At 70.8% G+C, this 17,262-nt stretch carries 14 protein-coding genes and 3 pseudogenes; 4 read left to right on the top strand and 13 right to left on the bottom strand.

Features of this window, described 5'->3' with window-relative positions; translation table 11 throughout:
* The coding region (locus A5702_RS16430) for a hypothetical protein (RefSeq protein WP_068221960.1) at positions 1 to 980 on the bottom strand (980 nt) is incomplete at its 3' end.
* A 136-nt stretch (positions 981 to 1,116) separates the two neighbouring features.
* Here A5702_RS16430 and A5702_RS16425 point away from each other — a divergent pair.
* Positions 1,117 to 1,677: a hemerythrin domain-containing protein gene (locus tag A5702_RS16425; RefSeq protein ID WP_068221948.1), complete on the top strand. Its 561-nt coding sequence runs from the start codon at positions 1,117 to 1,119 to the stop codon at positions 1,675 to 1,677.
* Positions 1,678 to 1,742: 65 nt separating this feature from the next.
* Complete coding sequence (locus A5702_RS16420; protein WP_068221946.1) at positions 1,743 to 2,405, top strand: UdgX family uracil-DNA binding protein; 663 nt, start codon at positions 1,743 to 1,745, stop codon at positions 2,403 to 2,405.
* Between the two features lie 6 nt (positions 2,406 to 2,411).
* Here the strand turns inward: A5702_RS16420 and A5702_RS16415 are convergent, their stop codons facing one another.
* The 10 genes and pseudogenes from A5702_RS16415 to A5702_RS16370 form a co-directional block, all read right to left on the bottom strand.
* Positions 2,412 to 4,205: a thiamine pyrophosphate-requiring protein gene (locus A5702_RS16415; RefSeq protein ID WP_068221944.1), complete on the bottom strand. Its 1,794-nt coding sequence runs from the start codon at positions 4,203 to 4,205 to the stop codon at positions 2,412 to 2,414.
* A gap of 227 nt (positions 4,206 to 4,432) precedes the next feature.
* The gene (locus A5702_RS16410; protein ID WP_068221942.1) at positions 4,433 to 5,734 is read right to left on the bottom strand and encodes a UDP-glucose/GDP-mannose dehydrogenase family protein; all 1,302 of its coding nucleotides are present in this window, start codon (positions 5,732 to 5,734) and stop codon (positions 4,433 to 4,435) included.
* A complete protein-coding gene (locus A5702_RS16405; protein ID WP_304440340.1) occupies positions 5,731 to 6,696 on the bottom strand; it encodes a glycosyltransferase family 9 protein in 966 nt (321 codons plus the stop codon). The genes A5702_RS16410 and A5702_RS16405 overlap by 4 nt, the downstream gene beginning before the upstream one ends.
* A complete protein-coding gene (locus A5702_RS16400; protein ID WP_068221940.1) occupies positions 6,693 to 7,388 on the bottom strand; it encodes an SDR family oxidoreductase in 696 nt (231 codons plus the stop codon). The genes A5702_RS16405 and A5702_RS16400 overlap by 4 nt, the downstream gene beginning before the upstream one ends.
* Position 7,389: 1 nt before the next feature.
* Positions 7,390 to 8,799, bottom strand: a complete 1,410-nt coding sequence (locus A5702_RS16395; protein ID WP_068221954.1) for a PfkB family carbohydrate kinase — start codon at positions 8,797 to 8,799, stop codon at positions 7,390 to 7,392.
* A complete protein-coding gene (locus A5702_RS16390; protein WP_068221938.1) occupies positions 8,793 to 9,362 on the bottom strand; it encodes an SIS domain-containing protein in 570 nt (189 codons plus the stop codon). Before A5702_RS16390 ends, A5702_RS16395 begins: the two co-directional genes overlap by 7 nt.
* Entirely contained in the window at positions 9,359 to 10,375 is a 1,017-nt protein-coding gene (locus tag A5702_RS16385; RefSeq protein WP_197506577.1) for a glycosyltransferase family 9 protein, read from the bottom strand. The genes A5702_RS16390 and A5702_RS16385 overlap by 4 nt, the downstream gene beginning before the upstream one ends.
* Entirely contained in the window at positions 10,372 to 11,865 is a 1,494-nt protein-coding gene (locus A5702_RS16380) for an HAD-IIIA family hydrolase (protein WP_068221936.1), read from the bottom strand. Before A5702_RS16380 ends, A5702_RS16385 begins: the two co-directional genes overlap by 4 nt.
* Positions 11,862 to 13,502, bottom strand: coding sequence for a carbamoyltransferase C-terminal domain-containing protein (locus tag A5702_RS16375; RefSeq protein WP_068221934.1), 1,641 nt, complete (start codon positions 13,500 to 13,502; stop codon positions 11,862 to 11,864). The genes A5702_RS16380 and A5702_RS16375 overlap by 4 nt, the downstream gene beginning before the upstream one ends.
* Positions 13,468 to 14,581 (bottom strand): annotated as a pseudogene (locus tag A5702_RS16370) (UDP-glucuronic acid decarboxylase family protein). Before A5702_RS16370 ends, A5702_RS16375 begins: the two are co-directional and overlap by 35 nt.
* Here A5702_RS16370 and A5702_RS16365 point away from each other — a divergent pair.
* Positions 14,571 to 15,449, top strand: coding sequence for a glycosyltransferase family 2 protein (locus tag A5702_RS16365; RefSeq protein WP_068221950.1), 879 nt, complete (start codon positions 14,571 to 14,573; stop codon positions 15,447 to 15,449). The pseudogene A5702_RS16370 and the gene A5702_RS16365 overlap by 11 nt on opposite strands.
* 9 nt (positions 15,450 to 15,458) lie before the next feature.
* Here the strand turns inward: A5702_RS16365 and A5702_RS16360 are convergent, their stop codons facing one another.
* Positions 15,459 to 16,679, bottom strand: a complete 1,221-nt coding sequence (locus A5702_RS16360) for a glycosyltransferase (protein ID WP_068221932.1) — start codon at positions 16,677 to 16,679, stop codon at positions 15,459 to 15,461.
* A 17-nt stretch (positions 16,680 to 16,696) separates the two neighbouring features.
* A pseudogene (locus tag A5702_RS16355) lies at positions 16,697 to 17,098 on the bottom strand (glycosyltransferase); the annotation flags it as partial.
* Between A5702_RS16355 and A5702_RS16350 the strand changes: the two are divergent.
* Positions 17,013 to 17,262, top strand: a pseudogene (locus A5702_RS16350) (glycosyltransferase family 1 protein); the annotation flags it as partial. The pseudogenes A5702_RS16355 and A5702_RS16350 overlap by 86 nt on opposite strands.

Here is a 17,262-nt window from a genome sequence, read left to right as displayed (position 1 = left end):
ACCCGATGCGGCCCGATCGCCATGCCGGACAAAGGTGCCGCTTGGGCCGCCGGCGGCAGTCCCGCCCGGTAGCCGATGACGCGCAGGACGGGAATCGTGTGGGTTGCGAAACCGGTGAAGCTCGCCGTTTCCAGCACCACGACTTCGCGGTCGGTGGCGGCGTAGATCCGGGTGTCGTCGGTGCCCAGTTCACGGATCGCCGACGGCAGCCGGGCACTGGCCAGCACCGTCAAACCCTCGCCACCGCGCCGCGAGTCCACCGCGTAGAGCGTGGCGTCGTCGTGGCCGGCCACGTAGCTGCGCGTCGCCGCGGCACCGTCACCCGCCGACACCGCGACGTTCATGCCCAGCGAACCGCGCTCCTCGGCCGGGGACTGCGACCCCTGGTAGTGGCGGATTCCGGACGGCGCGAACACGTGGTAGTCGATCTGGCGGCCGCGGTTGGCTCCGTCGATGCTGTCGGCGGGATCACCGGCGACGGTGGCGGTGGGCAGCTTGCGCAGGCCATACTGGTCCACCGGTGTCACCGACGTTCCGTCCGACGACAGCGCCAGCAGCATCCGCAGGCCCGCGTCCTCGGACAGATACGCCGGGGCGGGTCCGGCGTCGAAATCGCCCACCGGGCGCAGGGTTTCGAGGTCGACCTCGGCGACCCTGCCGCGCTCGGGCTGTGGCACGAAGACGATGGCGGCGTCTTTCCGGCTGATCTGCACATTGCGTCCGACCGCCATGGGCGCCGATAACCGCGTCTTGGCGTCACCCGGGCGGTCCCCGGCGCTCACCTCGGCCAGGCGGTGATCGTCGGTGAGCGCGACAAGGCTGTGGGTGTGATAGGACCAGACCGGTTCGCGCAACGGCGCGGCGACCGACCACACCTCGACGTCGGGTGCACTCGCCAATGACGCGCCCGGCGCCGCACAGCCGGCGGCCAGGACGAGGGCGCCGAGGACCACCACCCGGCGGCGGAGACCGATGGCCACGAGCGTTCTCCTTGTTCGCAGTTGGTGGAGAACTACCCACTGGCGCATGGGCGTACCCGTTTGGTGCCCGATTTCGTCGGGTAGCCGACATGGAGCGCGCATCAGCCCGCGCGCCAAGGTAGATGGGAAGGACATCATGGCTCAGACCGCCATCAAGTCGCCCACCGATGTGGTCGACTTTCTTGTCAGTCAGCACGAACAGATCAAGTCGTTGTTCGCTACCACGCTGGCGGCGTCGGGGAAGGAACGCGAGAAGGCGTTCGTCGAACTCCGGCGATTGCTGGCCGTCCACGAAACGGCGGAAGAGGAAATCGTGCACCCGCGGGCCAAGCGGAAGCTGGCCGACGCGGCCGACGTGGTCGACGAGCGTCTCCACGAAGAGCACGAGGCCAAGACCGTTCTGCAGAAGCTGGAGAAAATCGACGTCGACAGCGCGGAGTTCACCAGCCTGTTGACGCAGCTTCGCGACGCGGTCGTCGAGCATGCCGAGCACGAGGAGCGCGACGAGTTCGCCAAGCTGGGCCAGGAATTGAGCGGCGAGGAGCTCGAACGGATGGGCCGCGCGGCCAAGCTCGCCGAGGCGATCGCGCCGACCCGCCCGCACGCCGGTGTCGAATCGCAGGCGGCCAACCTGGCCGCCGGACCGTTCGCGGCGATGCTGGACCGCGCCCGCGACGCCATCGTCGGGAAGGGCTGACGGCCCACTGGGGCGCCCCCACCCGAGGGGGAGCGGGGGCGCCCCACCCCCGGCAAGGGAATCAGATGACCGCAACCCAGGCACCCGGTGCCGAGCGCTACCTGCCCGAGCGGCGGTCGCTGGATGCGCTGCGGGCGGCGGCCGAATGTTGCCGTGGCTGCCCGCTTTTCGCCGATGCCACGCAGACGGTTTTCGGCCGCGGGGACTCGGGAGCGCCGCTCATGCTGGTGGGCGAGCAGCCGGGGGATCAAGAGGACCGCGCGGGGGAGCCGTTCGTCGGGCCGGCCGGCCGACTGCTGGCCCGCGCGCTCGAGGACGCCGGCATCGACTCGGCGTCGACGTACGAGACCAACGCGGTCAAGCACTTCAAGTTCACCCGCAAGGGTGGCAAACGGCGCATCCACCAGAAGCCCGGCCGCACCGAGGTGGTCGCCTGCCGGCCCTGGCTCATCGCCGAGATCGAGGCGGTGCGCCCGCGGGTCATCCTGTGCCTGGGCGCCACCGCCGCGCAATCCCTTCTGGGAGCGGACTTTCGGATATCGGCCCAGCGGGGCCAACAGGTGCGGCTGCCGCCGTCGGCCGTCGACGTGCAGCCCGACCCCATCGTCGTCGCGACGGTCCACCCGTCGGCGGTGCTGCGCGATCGCAGCGACGGGCACGACGAGGCCTACCGGCTCTTCGTCGAGGACTTGCGCAGCGCGCGTTCGTCAGTCGACGCCAACAGGTGACTCGGCTCAACTCTTCTTGTGCGGCATGAACTCCTGCGCCTTGGTCTTGAGGCCCACCTTGACGAAGCCGACGCGGTCCTCGTCTCCGGACAGCACCGCCGCCGTGGCCGACTTGAACTGTTCCCAGGTGGCGTGCGGCGGGATGGGCGGCATGTCCGGGTCGGTGAAGACGTCGAGCACCGTCGGGCGGTCGGCCGACAACGCCTGCCGCCACGCGCCCTGCAGCTCCTCCGGGTCCTTGATGGCCATCGCGTTCAGGCCGAGGCTCGCCGCGAACGCCGCGAAGTCGACGTCGGGAAGCGCCTGCGATTCATGGAATTTCGGTGCGCCCGCCATGGCGCGCATCTCCCAGGTGACCTGGTTGAGGTCGTTGTTGTGCAGGATCGCGATGATCAGGCGGGGGTCCTTCCACTCCTGCCAATACCGCTTGATGGTGATCAGCTCGGCCATGCCGTTCATCTGCATGGCGCCGTCACCGACGAACGCGATGACGGGCCGGTCCGGGTGGCCGAATTTGGCGCCGATCGCGTACGGCACGCCGGGGCCCATCGTCGCAAGGGTGCCGGATAGCGAGCCGCGCATGTCGCCGCGGAAGCGCAGATTGCGGGCGTACCAGTTGGCCGCCGAACCGGAATCCGCTGTGATGATCGCGTTTTCGGGCAGCTGCGGGGAAAGCTCGGAGTACAGGCGCATCGGGTTGATGGGATCGGCACTGACCATCGCCTCCTTGTCCATGGTCTCCCACCACCGCGCCACGTTCTTCTCGATGCCCTCCCGCCACGATCGGTCCTCTTTGCGGCGCAGGTGCGGAATCAGCGCTCGCAGGCCGGCTTTCGCGTCGGCGACCAGGTTGACCTCGTACGGGTAGCGCATCCCGATGAGCCGGCCGTCCACGTCGATCTGCACCGCGCGGGCCTGACCGAAATCGGGCAGGAACTGCGTGTAGGGGAAACTGGAGCCGACCGTGAGCAGCGTGTCACAATCCCGCATCAGCTCATAGCTCGGCCGCGTCCCCAGCAGGCCGATAGAGCCGGTGACCCAAGGCAATTCGTCCGACAGGACGTCCTTGCCCAGCAGCGCCTTGGCCGCGCCGGCGCCCAACAGGTCGGCCACCTCGGCGAGTTCTTCGCGGGCCCCGCGGGCGCCGGTGCCCACCAGCACGGCGACCTTCTTGCCGGCGTTGAGGATGTCGGCCGCGCGCCTGATCGCCGCGTCGTCCGGGGCGATCTGCGGGTATTCGATGCCCAGGCTGGAGGGCACCATCTTGAATGCGTGCTCGGGCGGGGAGTACGGCAGCTCCTGCACGTCACTGGGAATGATCAACGCCGTCGGGGCCCGCTGGGTCATCGCGATGCGGATCGCGCGGTCCAGGACGTTGGGCAATTGCTCGGGGACCGTGATCATTTGGACGTAGTCGCTGGCGACGTCCTTGAACAGGTTCAGCAGGTCGACCTCCTGCTGGTAATTGCCGCCCATCGCAGTGCGGTTGGTCTGGCCGACGATCGCCACCACCGGAACATGGTCGAGCTTCGCGTCGTAGAGGCCGTTGAGCAGATGGATCGCCCCGGGCCCGGACGTGGCCGCGCAGACCCCGACCCGGCCGGTGAATTTCGCGTAGCCGACCGCCTGGAAGGCGCTCATCTCCTCATGGCGAGACTGGATGAACTTCGGCTTGTTGTCCGCGCGGCCCCACGCGGCCAGCAACCCGTTGATGCCGTCCCCGGGGTAGCCGAAAACCCGCTCGACGCCCCATGCCCGCAAACGCTCCAGCAGATAGTCGGAGACCTCTTGCTTAGCCATTGATGTTCCTCCTAGACAGACGGTTCGGTGAAGTGTCGCTACGTTCGCCGGCCGGCACAGCGGCCGCGCTGCACGCGGTTTGCTGCGAAGACCCGCGGCCGTGATTTTCGACCGCAGTCAGGCGTGAATGGGCGGCCAAGGCACTTCCCACTTTTTGGGCATACCCCCAATCGCCGCCGTTATGCGTGGGTTTTTCGCCCGGCGGCCACGGCGTTGCGGGGCCGCGGTTAGAACCCCTGCGGCACACCGTTTCCGAGGTAGGTCAGGCCGGCATTCTGCACCGTGGCCGGATCGAGTGAGTTTCTGGCGTCCAGCACCACCGCCAGCGGCGCGTCCCGCGCGACGGCCCGCCAGTCGAGGTCGCGGAACTGCGGCCACTCGGTCAGCACCACGATCGCGTCGGCCGCCTTGGCGGCGCGGTAGGGATCGTCGACGGCGGTGACCCGGCTTTCGGCCAGGACGGCGGGGTCGATGTTGGGCAATTGCGGGTCGTAACCCATGAGGTGTGCGCCGGCCGCTGACAGTTCCGCGCACGCCGCCAGCGCGGGGGAATCTCGCGTGTCGCTGGTGGCGGCCTTGAACGTCAGGCCGAAGGCGGTGATGCGGCAGCCCGGCAACGGCCGGCCCAGCATTTGCCGCAGCGCCGTCGCGATTCGTTGGGCCTGAGCGGTATTGGTTTGCCGGGCGGCCTCGACTTCGGCGAACGAAACCCCGTGCCGGTGCGCGGTGTGCACCAGCGCGGCGGTGTCCTTGGGCAGGCAGGAACCGCCCCAGCCCGGCCCGGGCCGCAGGAATTCCGAGCCGATCCGGCGGTCGGCCCCCATGCAGCCGGTGACGTCGTCGATGTCCGCGCCGACCCGCGCGCACAGGGCCGCTAGCGAATTCGTGTACGACAACTTGACGGCGAGGAAGGCGTTGCTGGCGTACTTGGCCAGCTCGGCGCTCTCCGGGCTCATCCGCAGCACGTGTTCGTTGCCCAGCCCGTACGACCGCTGCACCAGCTGCGCCGCGGTTTCGTCGTCGGTGCCGATGACCAGCCGATCCGGGTGGCGGAAGTCGTGGACGGCGCGCCCCTCCCGGAGGAACTCCGGGGCCGAGACGACGCGAATGCCCCGATGGCGCAGCCGCCCGGCCATCGCCGAGGTGGTGCCGACCGGCACCGTCGATTTCAGCGCCACCACGGCGCCGCGCCGCAGGACGCCGCCGAGCCGGTCGATGACCGATTCCACCGCCCCCAGGTCCGCCCGTCCGCAGTCGGCGCTGGGCGTGGGCACGCAGACGAAGACGACGTCGCGGTCGGCCAGGGCACCGAAGTCGGCGCTGAACGTCAGCAGCCCCTGGGACAGGCCGTCGCACAACAGCTTTGGCAATCCTGGCTCGTCGATGACGGCGACGCCGGCCGCCAGCTTGCGCACGCGGGCGGGATCAATGTCCACCGCGACCGTGTTCAGTCCCTGGCCGGCCACGCAGACGGCGGTGGTCAGGCCGACGTAGCCCACACCCACCACGCCGACGAGCGGCGCGATCATGTCGTCTCCCGCAAGATCTGGCTGCTCGCGGCCAGCACCCGCGGGACCGTGATCAACAGCAGTCCCTCGTGCGGCACGGCGGCGTGCGGATCGCCCACGCCGCCGGCCCAGAGCGCGACGTGCGGTGCGGGGCCGCGCGGGCCCCAGCGGGCGGGAGCGGTGGGGCCGAACAGCACCACCGACGCCGTCCCGGTCGCCGCGGCCAGGTGCGCCAGCCCGGTGTCGCCACAGATGACCAGCCGGCTGTCCCATATCAGCGCCGTCAGCGCGGGGAGGTCGAGCAGCCCGGCGGCCACCGCGGTGCGCGGCAGGCCGGCGGCGCGGGCGACCTGGTGCGCCAGGTCGAATTCGGCGGCGGATCCGGTGATGATGACGTCGAAACCGTCGTCGCTGAGCGCCGCCGCCACCGCGGCGAATCGGTCCACCGGCCACTGCCGCGCCGGTGCGGAGGCGCCGGGATGGATCACAACTGCGCCGGTCTGGTCGAACGGAATTCCCTCGGGCCGCGGTATCAGCACATCGGTTGAATCACAAGGGATTCCGGCCCACTCGAGCAACGTGCACCAGCGGTTCACCTCGTGCACGTCCGAGCGCCATGGCGGCCCCTGCAAGGTGGGATGCCGCTGGTGGTGATGGGTGAGCACGGTCTGTGGCGCCCACGCCAGCAGGTGATCGATGCTTTCCGGTCCGCAGCCGTGCAGGTTGATACCCAGCGCCGGCCGTCCCGGCAGCGGCTGCACGTCGCCCAGGCGCGTGGTGGGCAGCAGTTCGTCGACCGCGCCGGTGAGCATCGCCAGGTCGCGGTAGCGGTCGGGGGCGGCGAGCATGACGCGGGCCTCCGGGCATCGCCGGCGCAAGCCGCGCAGCGCGGGCACCGACGTCAGCAGGTCCCCGAGCCCCAGCGCGCGCAGCACCACAATGCTGTCGGCCCCGTCGAGATCGGGGCCGGCCTTCAGCCTCAAGGCCACGACGACTCCGTGGAGGCGCACACCACCAACTCGCGCACCTCGCACCCGGCCGGCTGGGACAGGGCGAAAAGCACCGTCTCGGCTACGTCCTCGGGCCGGTTGAGCTTGGCGTCGGCCGGCGGCTTGTATTGCTCGGCGCGCCCATCGAAGAACGGCGTGTGCATTCCGCCGGGGATGAGCAGCGTCACGCCCACCTCACCCGCGAGTTCGGCCGCCAGGGCGCGCGTGAAGCCGACGACCCCGAATTTGGATGCGCAGTAGGCGGTGGCATCGCCGACCGCTTTGATGCCGAGGGTCGAGGCGCAGGTGACGATGCGTCCCTGGGTCGCCTTCAGATAGGGGAGGGCGGCCCGGACGACGGCCGCGGTGCCAACGAGATTCACGGCGATGACCTGTTCCCACTCCTTGGCCGGTACGTGTTCGAGCGTGCCGCAGGAATCGATGCCGGCAGCGGTGAAGACGCCGGTGACGCGGCCGTCGGCCTGCGCGGCCAGCGACTCGACCGCGGCCGCGACCGCGCTCGTGTCCGCCAGATCGCAAGCCGCGTAAGGCACATCGGCGGCAGGCGGTTTCTTGTCGATCACCAGCGGCTGCCCGCCGTGCCGCGCCACGGCGGCCACCGTGGCCGCGCCCAGCCCGGAGGAGCCGCCGGAGATCAACACGGCGCCGAGGGGATTTATCGTCATGTCAAGACCTTTCGATTGTTGGGCGGCCGGACGAGGCCGCGGCGATCAAGCGGGAAGACGAGTAACCCGCCACCGTGGGCAGAATGACGACCTCGCCGCCGTGGCGGTACACCACGTCGGCCTCGGGCAGTTCGGCGGCCACGTAATCGCCGCCCTTGACCCAGATGTCGGGGCGCAGCGTCTCGAGCATCCGCTCCGGGGTCAGGCCGTCGAAGATCGTCACCCCGTCGACACATGCCAGCGCGGCCAGGACGCGGGCGCGGTCCACGTCTCGCATGACGGGGCGCCCGGCACCCTTCAGCGCCCGCACCGACGCGTCGGAATTGACCAGCACTATCAGGGCGTCGCCGAGTTCGCGGGCCTGCCGGAGCAGGCGGATGTGCCCGGTGTGCAGCAGGTCGAAGCATCCGCCGGTGGCCACCACGACGCGCCCGTCGCGGCGCAGCCGGTCGGCCAGCGCGATCGCGTCGATCCAGCCCTCGGTCCGGGCGCCCGCGGCCAGGACGTCCGCCCCCTGGGCGGGCAGGGGTGTCGAGACGGCGGCGGCGCCACCGGCGGCGACGAACCGGGCCGCGTCGGCGACGGCCGCCTCCACCGCGGCGACGGGGTCGGCGCCTGCGCCCAGCGCCACCGCCGCGGCGACGGCGAATCGGTCACCGGCGCCGCACACGTCGGCCGCGCCGGCGCCCGATCCGGCCGGTATCCCGACGTGCCGCGCGGCCGTGCCGGGCAGGTAGACGCGTGCGCCGTTGGCGCCGCGGGTGATGCACACCGCGGCGGCGGCCCACTTCCGCAGTAGTGCCTCTCCGCCGTCGCCGGCCGCCGCGCAGAAGTGGCGCGCCTCTTCATGATTCGGGGTCACCAGCGCACACCCGGAGACCGGCGCCGCGCCCCGCGGGTGCGGGTCCCAGACCACGGGGGTTCGTGATGCCAACTCGGTCAGCGCGGCCCGGACGGCCGGCAGCGCGGTGACGCCGGCGCCGTAGTCGGCCACGCATATCGCCCGGGCGCCGGCCAGGGCCCGTGTCGCCGCCTCCGGAAGCGGACCGTCAAGTGGTTCGGCGCCGCCGCGGTCGACGCGCAGCATCGACTGACCGCGCGCCCGGATCCTGGTCTTGGTCATGGTCGTCCCGCTCATCGGCAGTCCGACGACGCCGACTCCGGCGGCGACCAGTAGGTCGCGCAGACGACGCCCCGCATCGTCGGACGCGATGCCGGTGATCAGCACCACCCCGGTCTCGGTTCTGGCCGCCAGCAGCGCCGCCAGGCCGGCCCCGCCCGGCCGTTGTACCTGGCGTTCGGCGTCGACCACCGGCACCGGCGCCTCCGGGCTCAGCCGGGACGCGGAGCCCAGGATGTCGACGTCGAGGATCGAATCGCCGATGATGACAAGGGGTTTGGTGGTCACGATGCTTCCCGCCGCAGCAGCACATCGTCGAGCGCCATGCACAACCCGTGCACGAGCATGAGGTGGATTTCCTGCACGGTGGCCGTACTGGCGGCGTCAATGCAAATCGCCTCGTGGCACATGGTGGCCAGCTCATTGGGCGCGCGGCCGGTGAGCGCCCACGTCACCATGCCCACGTCGTAGGCCGCCTTGACCGCCGCGATCACGTTTCGGCTGGCGCCGCTGGTCGACAACGCCACCAGGACGTCACCGGGCCTGCCGTGCGCGCGCACCCCACGCGCAAACATCTCCTCAAAGCCGTAGTCGTTGGTTATGGCGGTCAGCGCGGACGTGTCGGCGTGTAACGCGATGGCCGACATGGGGATTCGCTCCTCCCGGAACCGTCCGACCAGTTCGGCTGTCAGGTGCTGCGCCTCGGCGGCGCTGCCGCCGTTCCCGCACGCCAGTAGGCGGCCGCCGCCGGACAACACCGCGGCCAGCCGCCGCCCCCAGCCGCGCAGCTGGGCCGCTTCGGAGGCGCTGTCGCGCACCGCATCTCGCAGCGCGTCGAAGTGTGCCTCGATCATTGCTCTCCTCCTTGTCTCACGGCGTCGAGCAGTTGGGTATCGGTGATGCCGTCCAGGCACGGGTGGCCCGGTACCGGGCACACGCGCGCGCGGCTGGCCCGACACGGCGCGGACTGGTCACCGAGCACGCGGACCCGCCGGGCATACGGCCGCCATTGCGTGGCAGGCACCACTGGGGCGAACAACGACACCACCGGGGTGCCCACGGCGGCGGCCAGGTGCGCCGGTCCGGTGTTGGGTACGACGACCACACGCGCGGCCGAAAAGACCGCAGCCAGTTCGGCGAAGGTGGTGCGGCCGCCCAGGTCGACGGCATGGTCGCCCGCGACCTCGGCGGTCAGGTCGGACTCGTCGGGAGCACCGGTCACCACGACGCGGTGTCCCGCGTCGTGCAGTGCCGCCACCATCGCCGCGCTGCGGTCCGGGGTCGGGCGTCGCGCCGGAACCGCGGCTCCGGGGTGGAACGCGATGAACGGCTCGGCGCCAACGCTTTCCGCGAGCCGCGCGGTCAGGGGTTCGACGGCGCGGATCCGCAGCGCGCCGTCGTCGCCGGACGGCAGGCGGCAACCGGCCGCCTCGGCCAGCGACAGCGCCCGCTCCGGCTCGGGAACTCCGTCGGGCACCTGGTGACGCAGGTCGAGCAGCGTGCCCGGATAGTCGACACTGATCGCGCCGACCCACGGCACGCCCGCCATGCGGGCGAGCAGCGCCAGCGGCAGCGGCGATTGATGGAACGACGTGAAGATGTACATCTTGGACGGCGCGATGTCACGCAGCTGCTTGATCAGCGCGTCGGCGTGCGCGGCGGTCAGCTCCGGCGCGTCGAAATCCACCCAGGGGGCTTGCCATTCGACGATCTCGTCGACCCCGGGGAGTAGTTCGGCGGCGTCCCGGCCGCGCGGCCCCACCAGCATGGTGAGGCGGTCGTGCCGGGCCGCCACCGCGCGCACCGCGGGCCCGATGATCAGCACGTCGCCGGCGCTGTCCAGGCGAGCCACCACCGCGGCGCTCATCGGCACTCCCGCAGCACCAGCGAGACGGCGTCGTCCAGGGTTGCGGCCACCCGCGCGTGGGCCCGCGCGTGGTCGACCTCGGCGGGCCGCGTGCGGGCCGTTGGCACCAGCACCGCGTCGGCGCCGGCGGACAGGGCGGCCCGCACGTCGCTGCCGATGTCGCCGATCAGCACGCAGCGCTGCGGGGACACCCCCAGCGCCTCGGCGGCCGCCAGCACCAGGCCGGGCTTCGGCTTGCGGCACTCGCAGCCCGCCGCCTCGCCGTGGGTGCACACCTGCCAGGAATCGAACGGGCCGAGGAGCTCGTCCACCCGGGCGTTGACGGCGGCAAGCTGCTCGGGGCTGATCAGCCCGCGCGCCACGCCCGACTGGTTGGAAACGACGGCCAGCAACAGGCCACGCCGGCACAACCGGTCCAGGGCGCCCGAGGCCCCGGGGGTGGGCCGCACGCCGTCCGGGTTGTTCAGGTAGGGCCGGTCGACGATCAGGGTGTCGTCGCGGTCGAACAGCACCGCGAGCGGCGGATCGCGCCACGCCCGCCGAAACGACCATTCGCCGGCCAACCGGTGCGCGACGGCGACCGGTGGTATGAGCGCGCTGGTCACCGAAAGGCGCGCCGCCTCAACGGCATTGCGTGGCCCACCGAGCCAGCGACGCGCCGTGAATTCCACCGTCAACATCAGCCATGCCGCCGCGGCCGCGCGGGCGGCGCGGCGGCGGCTCAGCAGTGTGGCGAGGACGGCGACGCCGCCGGCGGCGGCCGTGGCCGCATGCGCCGGCATACGGCCCGGCCCCTCGCCGATCATGGTTCGCCAGTTGCGGCCGTACTTGCGGCGCATCAGCGCGTTGTCGCGGTTGCCGACCTGCGCGCGCACGCTGGACCGCCAGGTCGCCGTCGCGACCGGGTGGGTCGAGCGGCGCTCGCCGCGCACGATCGTCCCGCCGGCCGCCACGATCCGCACGGCCAAGTCGGAGTCCTCGCGGTAGGCGCGCGGGAACCGGTCGTCGAACCCGCCGACCGCCACCAGCATGTCGCGGCGATACGCCATGTCGGCGGTGATCCATTGCGCCGTCGAGAGCCGCATTGTGCGGCGCTCGTCGTCGGTGGGCGGTCGGGATTCCTGCGCGGGCACCTCGATCACCGCCTGCGAACCCACCGCGTCCGCGGCCTCGGCGGCTTTGAGGTCGATGGCCAACGACGACTTCCACTGCGGTTCCGGCACCACGTCGTCGTCCAGGAAACAGACCCACGGTGTGCGGGTTGCGCGCCAACCCACATTGCGCGCGGCGGCCGGCCCGCGCCCGCCGCTGCGCAGCACCCGCACCGGCATGTCGCCGGGCACCGGGAGACTCGTGGCGGGCCGCGGCCGGTCGTCGACCACCACCACCTCCGCCGGCGCCGCTCCCGATCCCCGTCGCAGCGCAATGAGCAAGCGCCGCAACGACTCGCGACCGACGGTCGGAATCACGATCGCATAGTCGGTCGTCATCGGCGCCGCCTGACCACGAACGAGCCGAGGGCCAGCACGTCGATCGGGGAGCTACCGAACACCTCGAGCGCGTCGCGCGGGGTGTCCACCATGGGGCGCCCGGCGGTGTTGAAGCTGGTGTTGACCACCACCGGAACGCCGGTGCGCTCGGCGAACCGGTTGATGGTCGCGTGCAGGCGCGGATCGTCCGCCGCGTCGACGGTCTGAATCCGGGCCGTGCCGTCGACGTGGGTGACCGCGGGGATGCGCTCGCGCCAGCCGTCGGCGACGTCGTGTACGAACAGCATGTACGGGCTGGGAAGCGGTCCGCGCGAAAAGATTTCGGCGGCGCGCTCGGCCAGCACCATGGGGGCGACCGGCCGGAACTGCTCGCGCCCCTTCACCGCGTTGAGGCGCTCCAGGTTGGCGGCGTGGCGGGGATCGGCCAGCAGCGACCGCCCGCCCAGGGCCCGCGGCCCGAATTCGGCGCGGCCCTGAAACCATCCGACCAACTGATTGTCGGCCAGCGCGTCACCGATCACGGACGTAACATCGTCCGGGCGCTCGTAGTGGACGGCGGCTTCATTGAGCGCGGCCTCGATCTGGTCGTCCGACCAGCCGCGACCCAGCTGGGCCGACGGCATCGGCGCGATCGGTTCGCCGAACGACGCGGCCAGGCTCAGCGCCGCACCCAGGGCCGTGCCGGAATCACCGGCCGCTGGCTGCACCCACACGCGATCGAAGCCACTCTCGGCGTAAATACGGCTGTTGGCAACGCAATTGAGCGCCACGCCACCGGCCAGGCACAGCGCGTCACCGTCGGTCCGGCCGCGAAGCCAGGCCACCAGGTCCAGCAAGACGTCCTCGACGACGCGCTGCACGCTGCAGGCGAGGTCGGCGTGCACCGGGTCTAGCGTCTCGTCGTGCGGCCGTCGGCGCGGCGCCAGCTGCTCCCAGGCGATCGGCTCCGTCCGGAATCCGCCGTCGCCGCAGGCGTAGACGCGCTCGCGCAGCTGGTCCGCGAAGCGCGGCTCGCCGTAGGACGCCATCGCCATCACCTTGTACTCGTCGCTGGAGCGCGCGAAACCGAGGTGCTCGGTGAGGCTTTCGTAGAGCAACCCCAGCGAGTGTGGCAGTTGCTGGGAGGCCAGCACGTCGAGCTTGTGGTCGCGGTACACGCCGGCGAGCATGGAGGTGCGTTCGCCGCGGCCGTCGACGACGAGCACGGCGGTGTCCGGATGCGGCGAGGCGAGCGCGGTCGACGCGGCGTGCGCGACGTGGTGGCGCACGTGGCGGAACACGCCCGGGTTGAGTCCCGGCACCGCGGAGGCCAGGAAGCGCGGCGCACGCTCGGCGTACAGGGTGCGCAAGTACTCCCAATCCTGGTCGAGCCCCTTCGGGTCGATCGGCTCCTCGTACATCAGGACCGGGTCGTAGGAGTAGCCGATGGCGTCGATCTCCTCGGCGGCCACGCCCGCGTCCTGCAGGCACCACCGGATCGCCGCGGTGGGAATCTCCCACGTCGAAAACGGCACCGCCTGCTTACCGTGCTTTCGCCGCGAGAAGCGCTCCTCTTCGGCGGCGGCCACCACCCGGCCGTCGACCACCAACGCCGCGGCGGAATCATGGAACACCGCGTTCACACCGAGAATTCGCACGGCACCTCCTACTGCGCCAACTGCTCAGCGGCCGAGACGAGGTCCGGGTAATCGGCCGTCATGCGGAACCACGCCACGGTGGTGGCCAGCCCGCTGCGGTAGTCGACCCGTGGTTCCCAACCCAACCGCTCGCGCGCGACGGCGATGTCGGGGCAGCGGCGTTGGGGGTCGTCCTCGGCCGGCGGGGTGAGCTGGATGGTCGACCTGCTGGCGGCAAGCTCCCGGATCAGCTCGGCCACCGCCAGGACGGTCAGCTCGGTCGGGTTACCGATGTTCACGGGGCCACCGAAGTCGCTGCGCGCCAGAGCGATCAGGCCCGAAACCGTGTCGTCGACGTAGCACAGGGATCGGGTCTGCAGCCCGCTGCCGGACACGGTCAGCGGTTCCCGGCGCAACGCCTGGCGGCAGAAGTTGGGGACCATGCGGCCGTCACCGGCGCGCATGCCGGGGCCGTAGGTGTTGAATATGCGCGCGACCCCGGTGTCGACCCGGCCGAGGCGCCGATAGGCGAACGTCAGGGCCTCTGCATATCGTTTGGCTTCGTCGTACATGCTGCGTGGACCCACGGGATTGACGTTGCCCCAGTAACTTTCGGGCTGCGGATGCACCTCGGGATCACCGTAGACCTCGCTGGTGGATGCCAGGACGAACCGGGCGCCGCCACGCTCGGCGATCTCCAGCGCCGTCTCGGTGCCGGCGGACCCGGTCCGCAGCGTCTCGACCGGCCGGCGCTGATAGTCGACCGGAGAAGCCGCTGAGGCCAGATGGAACACGGCGTCGAACGAGGTGCCGACGGTGTCGATCAGCGCGGGATCGCAGACGTCGTGCCGCACGAACCGGTATCCGGGGCGCTCGGTGAAGCGATCCGTCGCAGAGCTGGTGGACAGGTCGTCGACGCTGACCACCTCTACACCGGCGCCGAGCAACCGGTCACACACATGGGCGCCTATGAACCCGGCACCGCCGGTGACCAGGACCCGCGAAAGAGCACGCACCGAACCCTCATACCCGCGAACCTTTCGATGAAACTGCGTTTCACCGAACGCTTTTGGGGTAGCTGCAGCAGTCATGGCGACCAAGCCCCTAACTTCTTTTGTCATCGCGACCCGGGACCGGGCACGTGAACTGTGCACCGTCGCCGAGCGCCTGCTGGACACCAGCGCATGCCCGATCATCGTGGTGGACAACGCCTCCCGCGATGATTCGGTGCGGGCCATGAATCATGTCGTGGACCGTTCGGCCGGCCGGGTCACCGTCATACCGCTGAACCGCAACGAGGGCGCGGTCGCGCGCAACATCGGTGTGGCGAACTCCGCCACTCCATATGTCGCCTTTTGCGACGATGACTCGTGGTGGGCGCCCGAGGCGACGTCGGTCGCCGAGGAGGTGTTCGGAAAGTGGCCCAAGGTAGCGGTATTGGCCGGGCGGACCGTGATGTTACCGCAGGAGCGCGACGACCCCTTCGTCGCCAAGCTGGCTGACAGCCCGCTCGGCAGGGACCCAGCCCTGCCCGGCCCGTCGATTCTGGGCTTCCAGGCGTGCTCGGCCCTGGTACGCAAGTCCGCCTTCGAAGCGGTCGGCGGATTCAGCTCGATCCTGCACTTCCGTGGCGAGGAGAGCCTGCTGGCATGGGATCTCGCCGCGGGCGGCTGGGAGCTGTGCTTCTGCCCCGCGTTGGTGGCGTACCACCAACCGTCGCAGACGCGCTCATCGAGCGGCGCCCAGCACGCCCGCGAGGCGCGCAACGCGCTGCTCAGCGCCTGCCTGCGCCGATCGACCGGCAGGTGCGCCCGCGCAACCGCCACGTTGGCGTGGGCCGCCGCCCGTGACAGCGCCCATGCGAAGGCATTGCTCGAGGCGGTGGCGGTGCTGCCGGCCGCGCTGCGGGAGCGCCGGCGACTGCCCGACCATGTGGAGCGGTCACTGCGGATGATCGAAAACTGCTGAAACACACCATCACCCGGACCGTTTGCTGATCGCGCTCACTTCGCGCCGCAGCGGCGCCAACTTCTCGTAGATGCGTTCGCTGTCGGCAGCCACCCGGTCCCAGGTGTAACGGGCGCGGGCGCGTTCACAGCCGGCGGCGCCCAGTGCCCGTCGCCTACCCCGGTCGCCGAGCAGGGCGGCGATGGCGTCGCCGAGCCTGGGGGAATCTTTGGCCGGCACCAACCGACCGGTGACGTCGTCGACGACCGTGTCGCGGATGCCCCCAACCGCCGTGGCGACCACCGGGACCCCGCAGGCCATGGCCTCCAGCGGCACGATGCCGAACGGCTCGTACCAGGGCGTGCAGGCCACCACGTCCGCGGACCGCAGCAGCGCGGGCATTTCGCCGCGGGTGACCGCGCCGAGCAGGCGCACCCGGTCGGACACGCCAAGTTCGGCGGCGAGCCGCTGCAACTGCCGGGCTTCGGGGTCGTCGGCAAGATCCGTTTGCGCCGGGCCGCCGACGATCACCAGCTCGGCGCCGGGGACTCGCGGCAACGCGCCGATCAGCGTGTCAAAACCCTTGCGCGGCACCAGTCGTCCGACGGACACGATGCGTGGTTGGTCGTCACGCGGCGCGCCGGGGCCGTCCGGCGTGAACGCCTCGGTGTCCACGCCACAGGGCACCACGGAGGTCCGCGAGCGGGCGCGCCCCATCCGGACGAGTTCGAAGACCTCTTCGGTGCTGGTGGCCGCGACCCAGTCGGCTTCCCGGGCGATCCTGGCCTCCACCCCGATACGGCAGTCCGGGCTGGTGTCGTCGAGTCCCTGGTGCAATCGCTTGATCAAGCCCAATGCATGGAATGTCTGCACGGTCGGGACGCGGTGCGATCGGGCGGCGCGCTGAGTGGCCACGCCCGACATCCAGAAGTGGCCGTGGGCCACGTCGGGGGCGTCGGCGACCCACCGGGCGTCCAGGTAGCGGGAGAATGCGTACATGTATTGCAGCAGTTCGTCTTTGGGCAGCACTCGGGCCGGGCCCGCCGGGACATGCACGACGGAGTAGCCGTGCTCGGTTTCGACGCATTCCGGCAGCCGTGGGTCGTCGCGCCGGGTGTACACCACCACGTCGTGGCCGCGGCGGGCCAGCGCGGCCGACAGCTCGGCGACGTGGACGTTCTGCCCGCCCGCATCCACGCCGCCCAGGTGCGCCAGCGGGCTGGCGTGTTCCGAGATCATCGCGATCCTCATACGGGCTCCCTTCCTCCTCATCTGCACAGCTCCTCGATCACTTCGTCCCAGGCGCTGAGAAAGCGCCCGAGCCCGAAGCGGACGGAGGCGAATTCGCGCGCCGCCTTGCCGGCGGCCGCCGCGGTGGCATGGTCGTTCATGAAATCCCGCAGGCCCGCCCCAAGGGTGGCGAGGTTTGCGCTGACAACGCCTGCCTCGCAGGGGATTACGAGCGGGGCCATGGTCGTCCCGACGGCCACGACCGGCATTCCCAAAAGCATGGCTTCGATGAGCGAGAGACCCAGCGAGGTCCAGCGGGCGGTATGCAGGTAGACGCGCCTGCGGGCGGCCACCATGATCAACGAGCCACTGCGCCGCAATCGCGTGGTCGGCGCCGACCTGTTGGAGCCGTTGTCGGTGTACGCCCAGATCGACGTTTGGGGCATCGGCACCGCCGACCTGCGCACCAACCGCGGCGGTGTCACCGGCCGCGGCGACGTGGCGCCACCCGCGCTCTGGGACCAGATCGCCCGCAGGCGCGTCTACCTGCATACCGCCCGCTGGACCTCGCTGGGTCTCTCGCTCATCGAAGCCATGCTTTTGG

Origin of the sequence: Mycobacterium sp. E3339, assembly GCF_001666915.1 — a bacterium.
Lineage (GTDB): Bacteria > Actinomycetota > Actinomycetes > Mycobacteriales > Mycobacteriaceae > Mycobacterium.
This window is presented reverse-complemented; position numbering and strand designations above follow the sequence as displayed.

Coding starts and splice junctions, on each gene's coding strand:
- A5702_RS16390 (WP_068221938.1), bottom strand. CDS start 9,362: ATGATCGAGGCACACTTCGACGCGCTGCGAGATGCGGTGCGCGACAGC.
- A5702_RS16410 (WP_068221942.1), bottom strand. CDS start 5,734: ATGATCGCGCCGCTCGTCGGCGTGGTGGGTGTGGGCTACGTCGGCCTG.
- A5702_RS16420 (WP_068221946.1), top strand. CDS start 1,743: ATGACCGCAACCCAGGCACCCGGTGCCGAGCGCTACCTGCCCGAGCGG.
- A5702_RS16400 (WP_068221940.1), bottom strand. CDS start 7,388: ATGACGATAAATCCCCTCGGCGCCGTGTTGATCTCCGGCGGCTCCTCC.
- A5702_RS16365 (WP_068221950.1), top strand. CDS start 14,571: ATGGCGACCAAGCCCCTAACTTCTTTTGTCATCGCGACCCGGGACCGG.
- A5702_RS16360 (WP_068221932.1), bottom strand. CDS start 16,679: ATGAGGATCGCGATGATCTCGGAACACGCCAGCCCGCTGGCGCACCTG.
- A5702_RS16380 (WP_068221936.1), bottom strand. CDS start 11,865: ATGACGACCGACTATGCGATCGTGATTCCGACCGTCGGTCGCGAGTCG.
- A5702_RS16385 (WP_197506577.1), bottom strand. CDS start 10,375: ATGAGCGCCGCGGTGGTGGCTCGCCTGGACAGCGCCGGCGACGTGCTG.
- A5702_RS16415 (WP_068221944.1), bottom strand. CDS start 4,205: ATGGCTAAGCAAGAGGTCTCCGACTATCTGCTGGAGCGTTTGCGGGCA.
- A5702_RS16425 (WP_068221948.1), top strand. CDS start 1,117: ATGGCTCAGACCGCCATCAAGTCGCCCACCGATGTGGTCGACTTTCTT.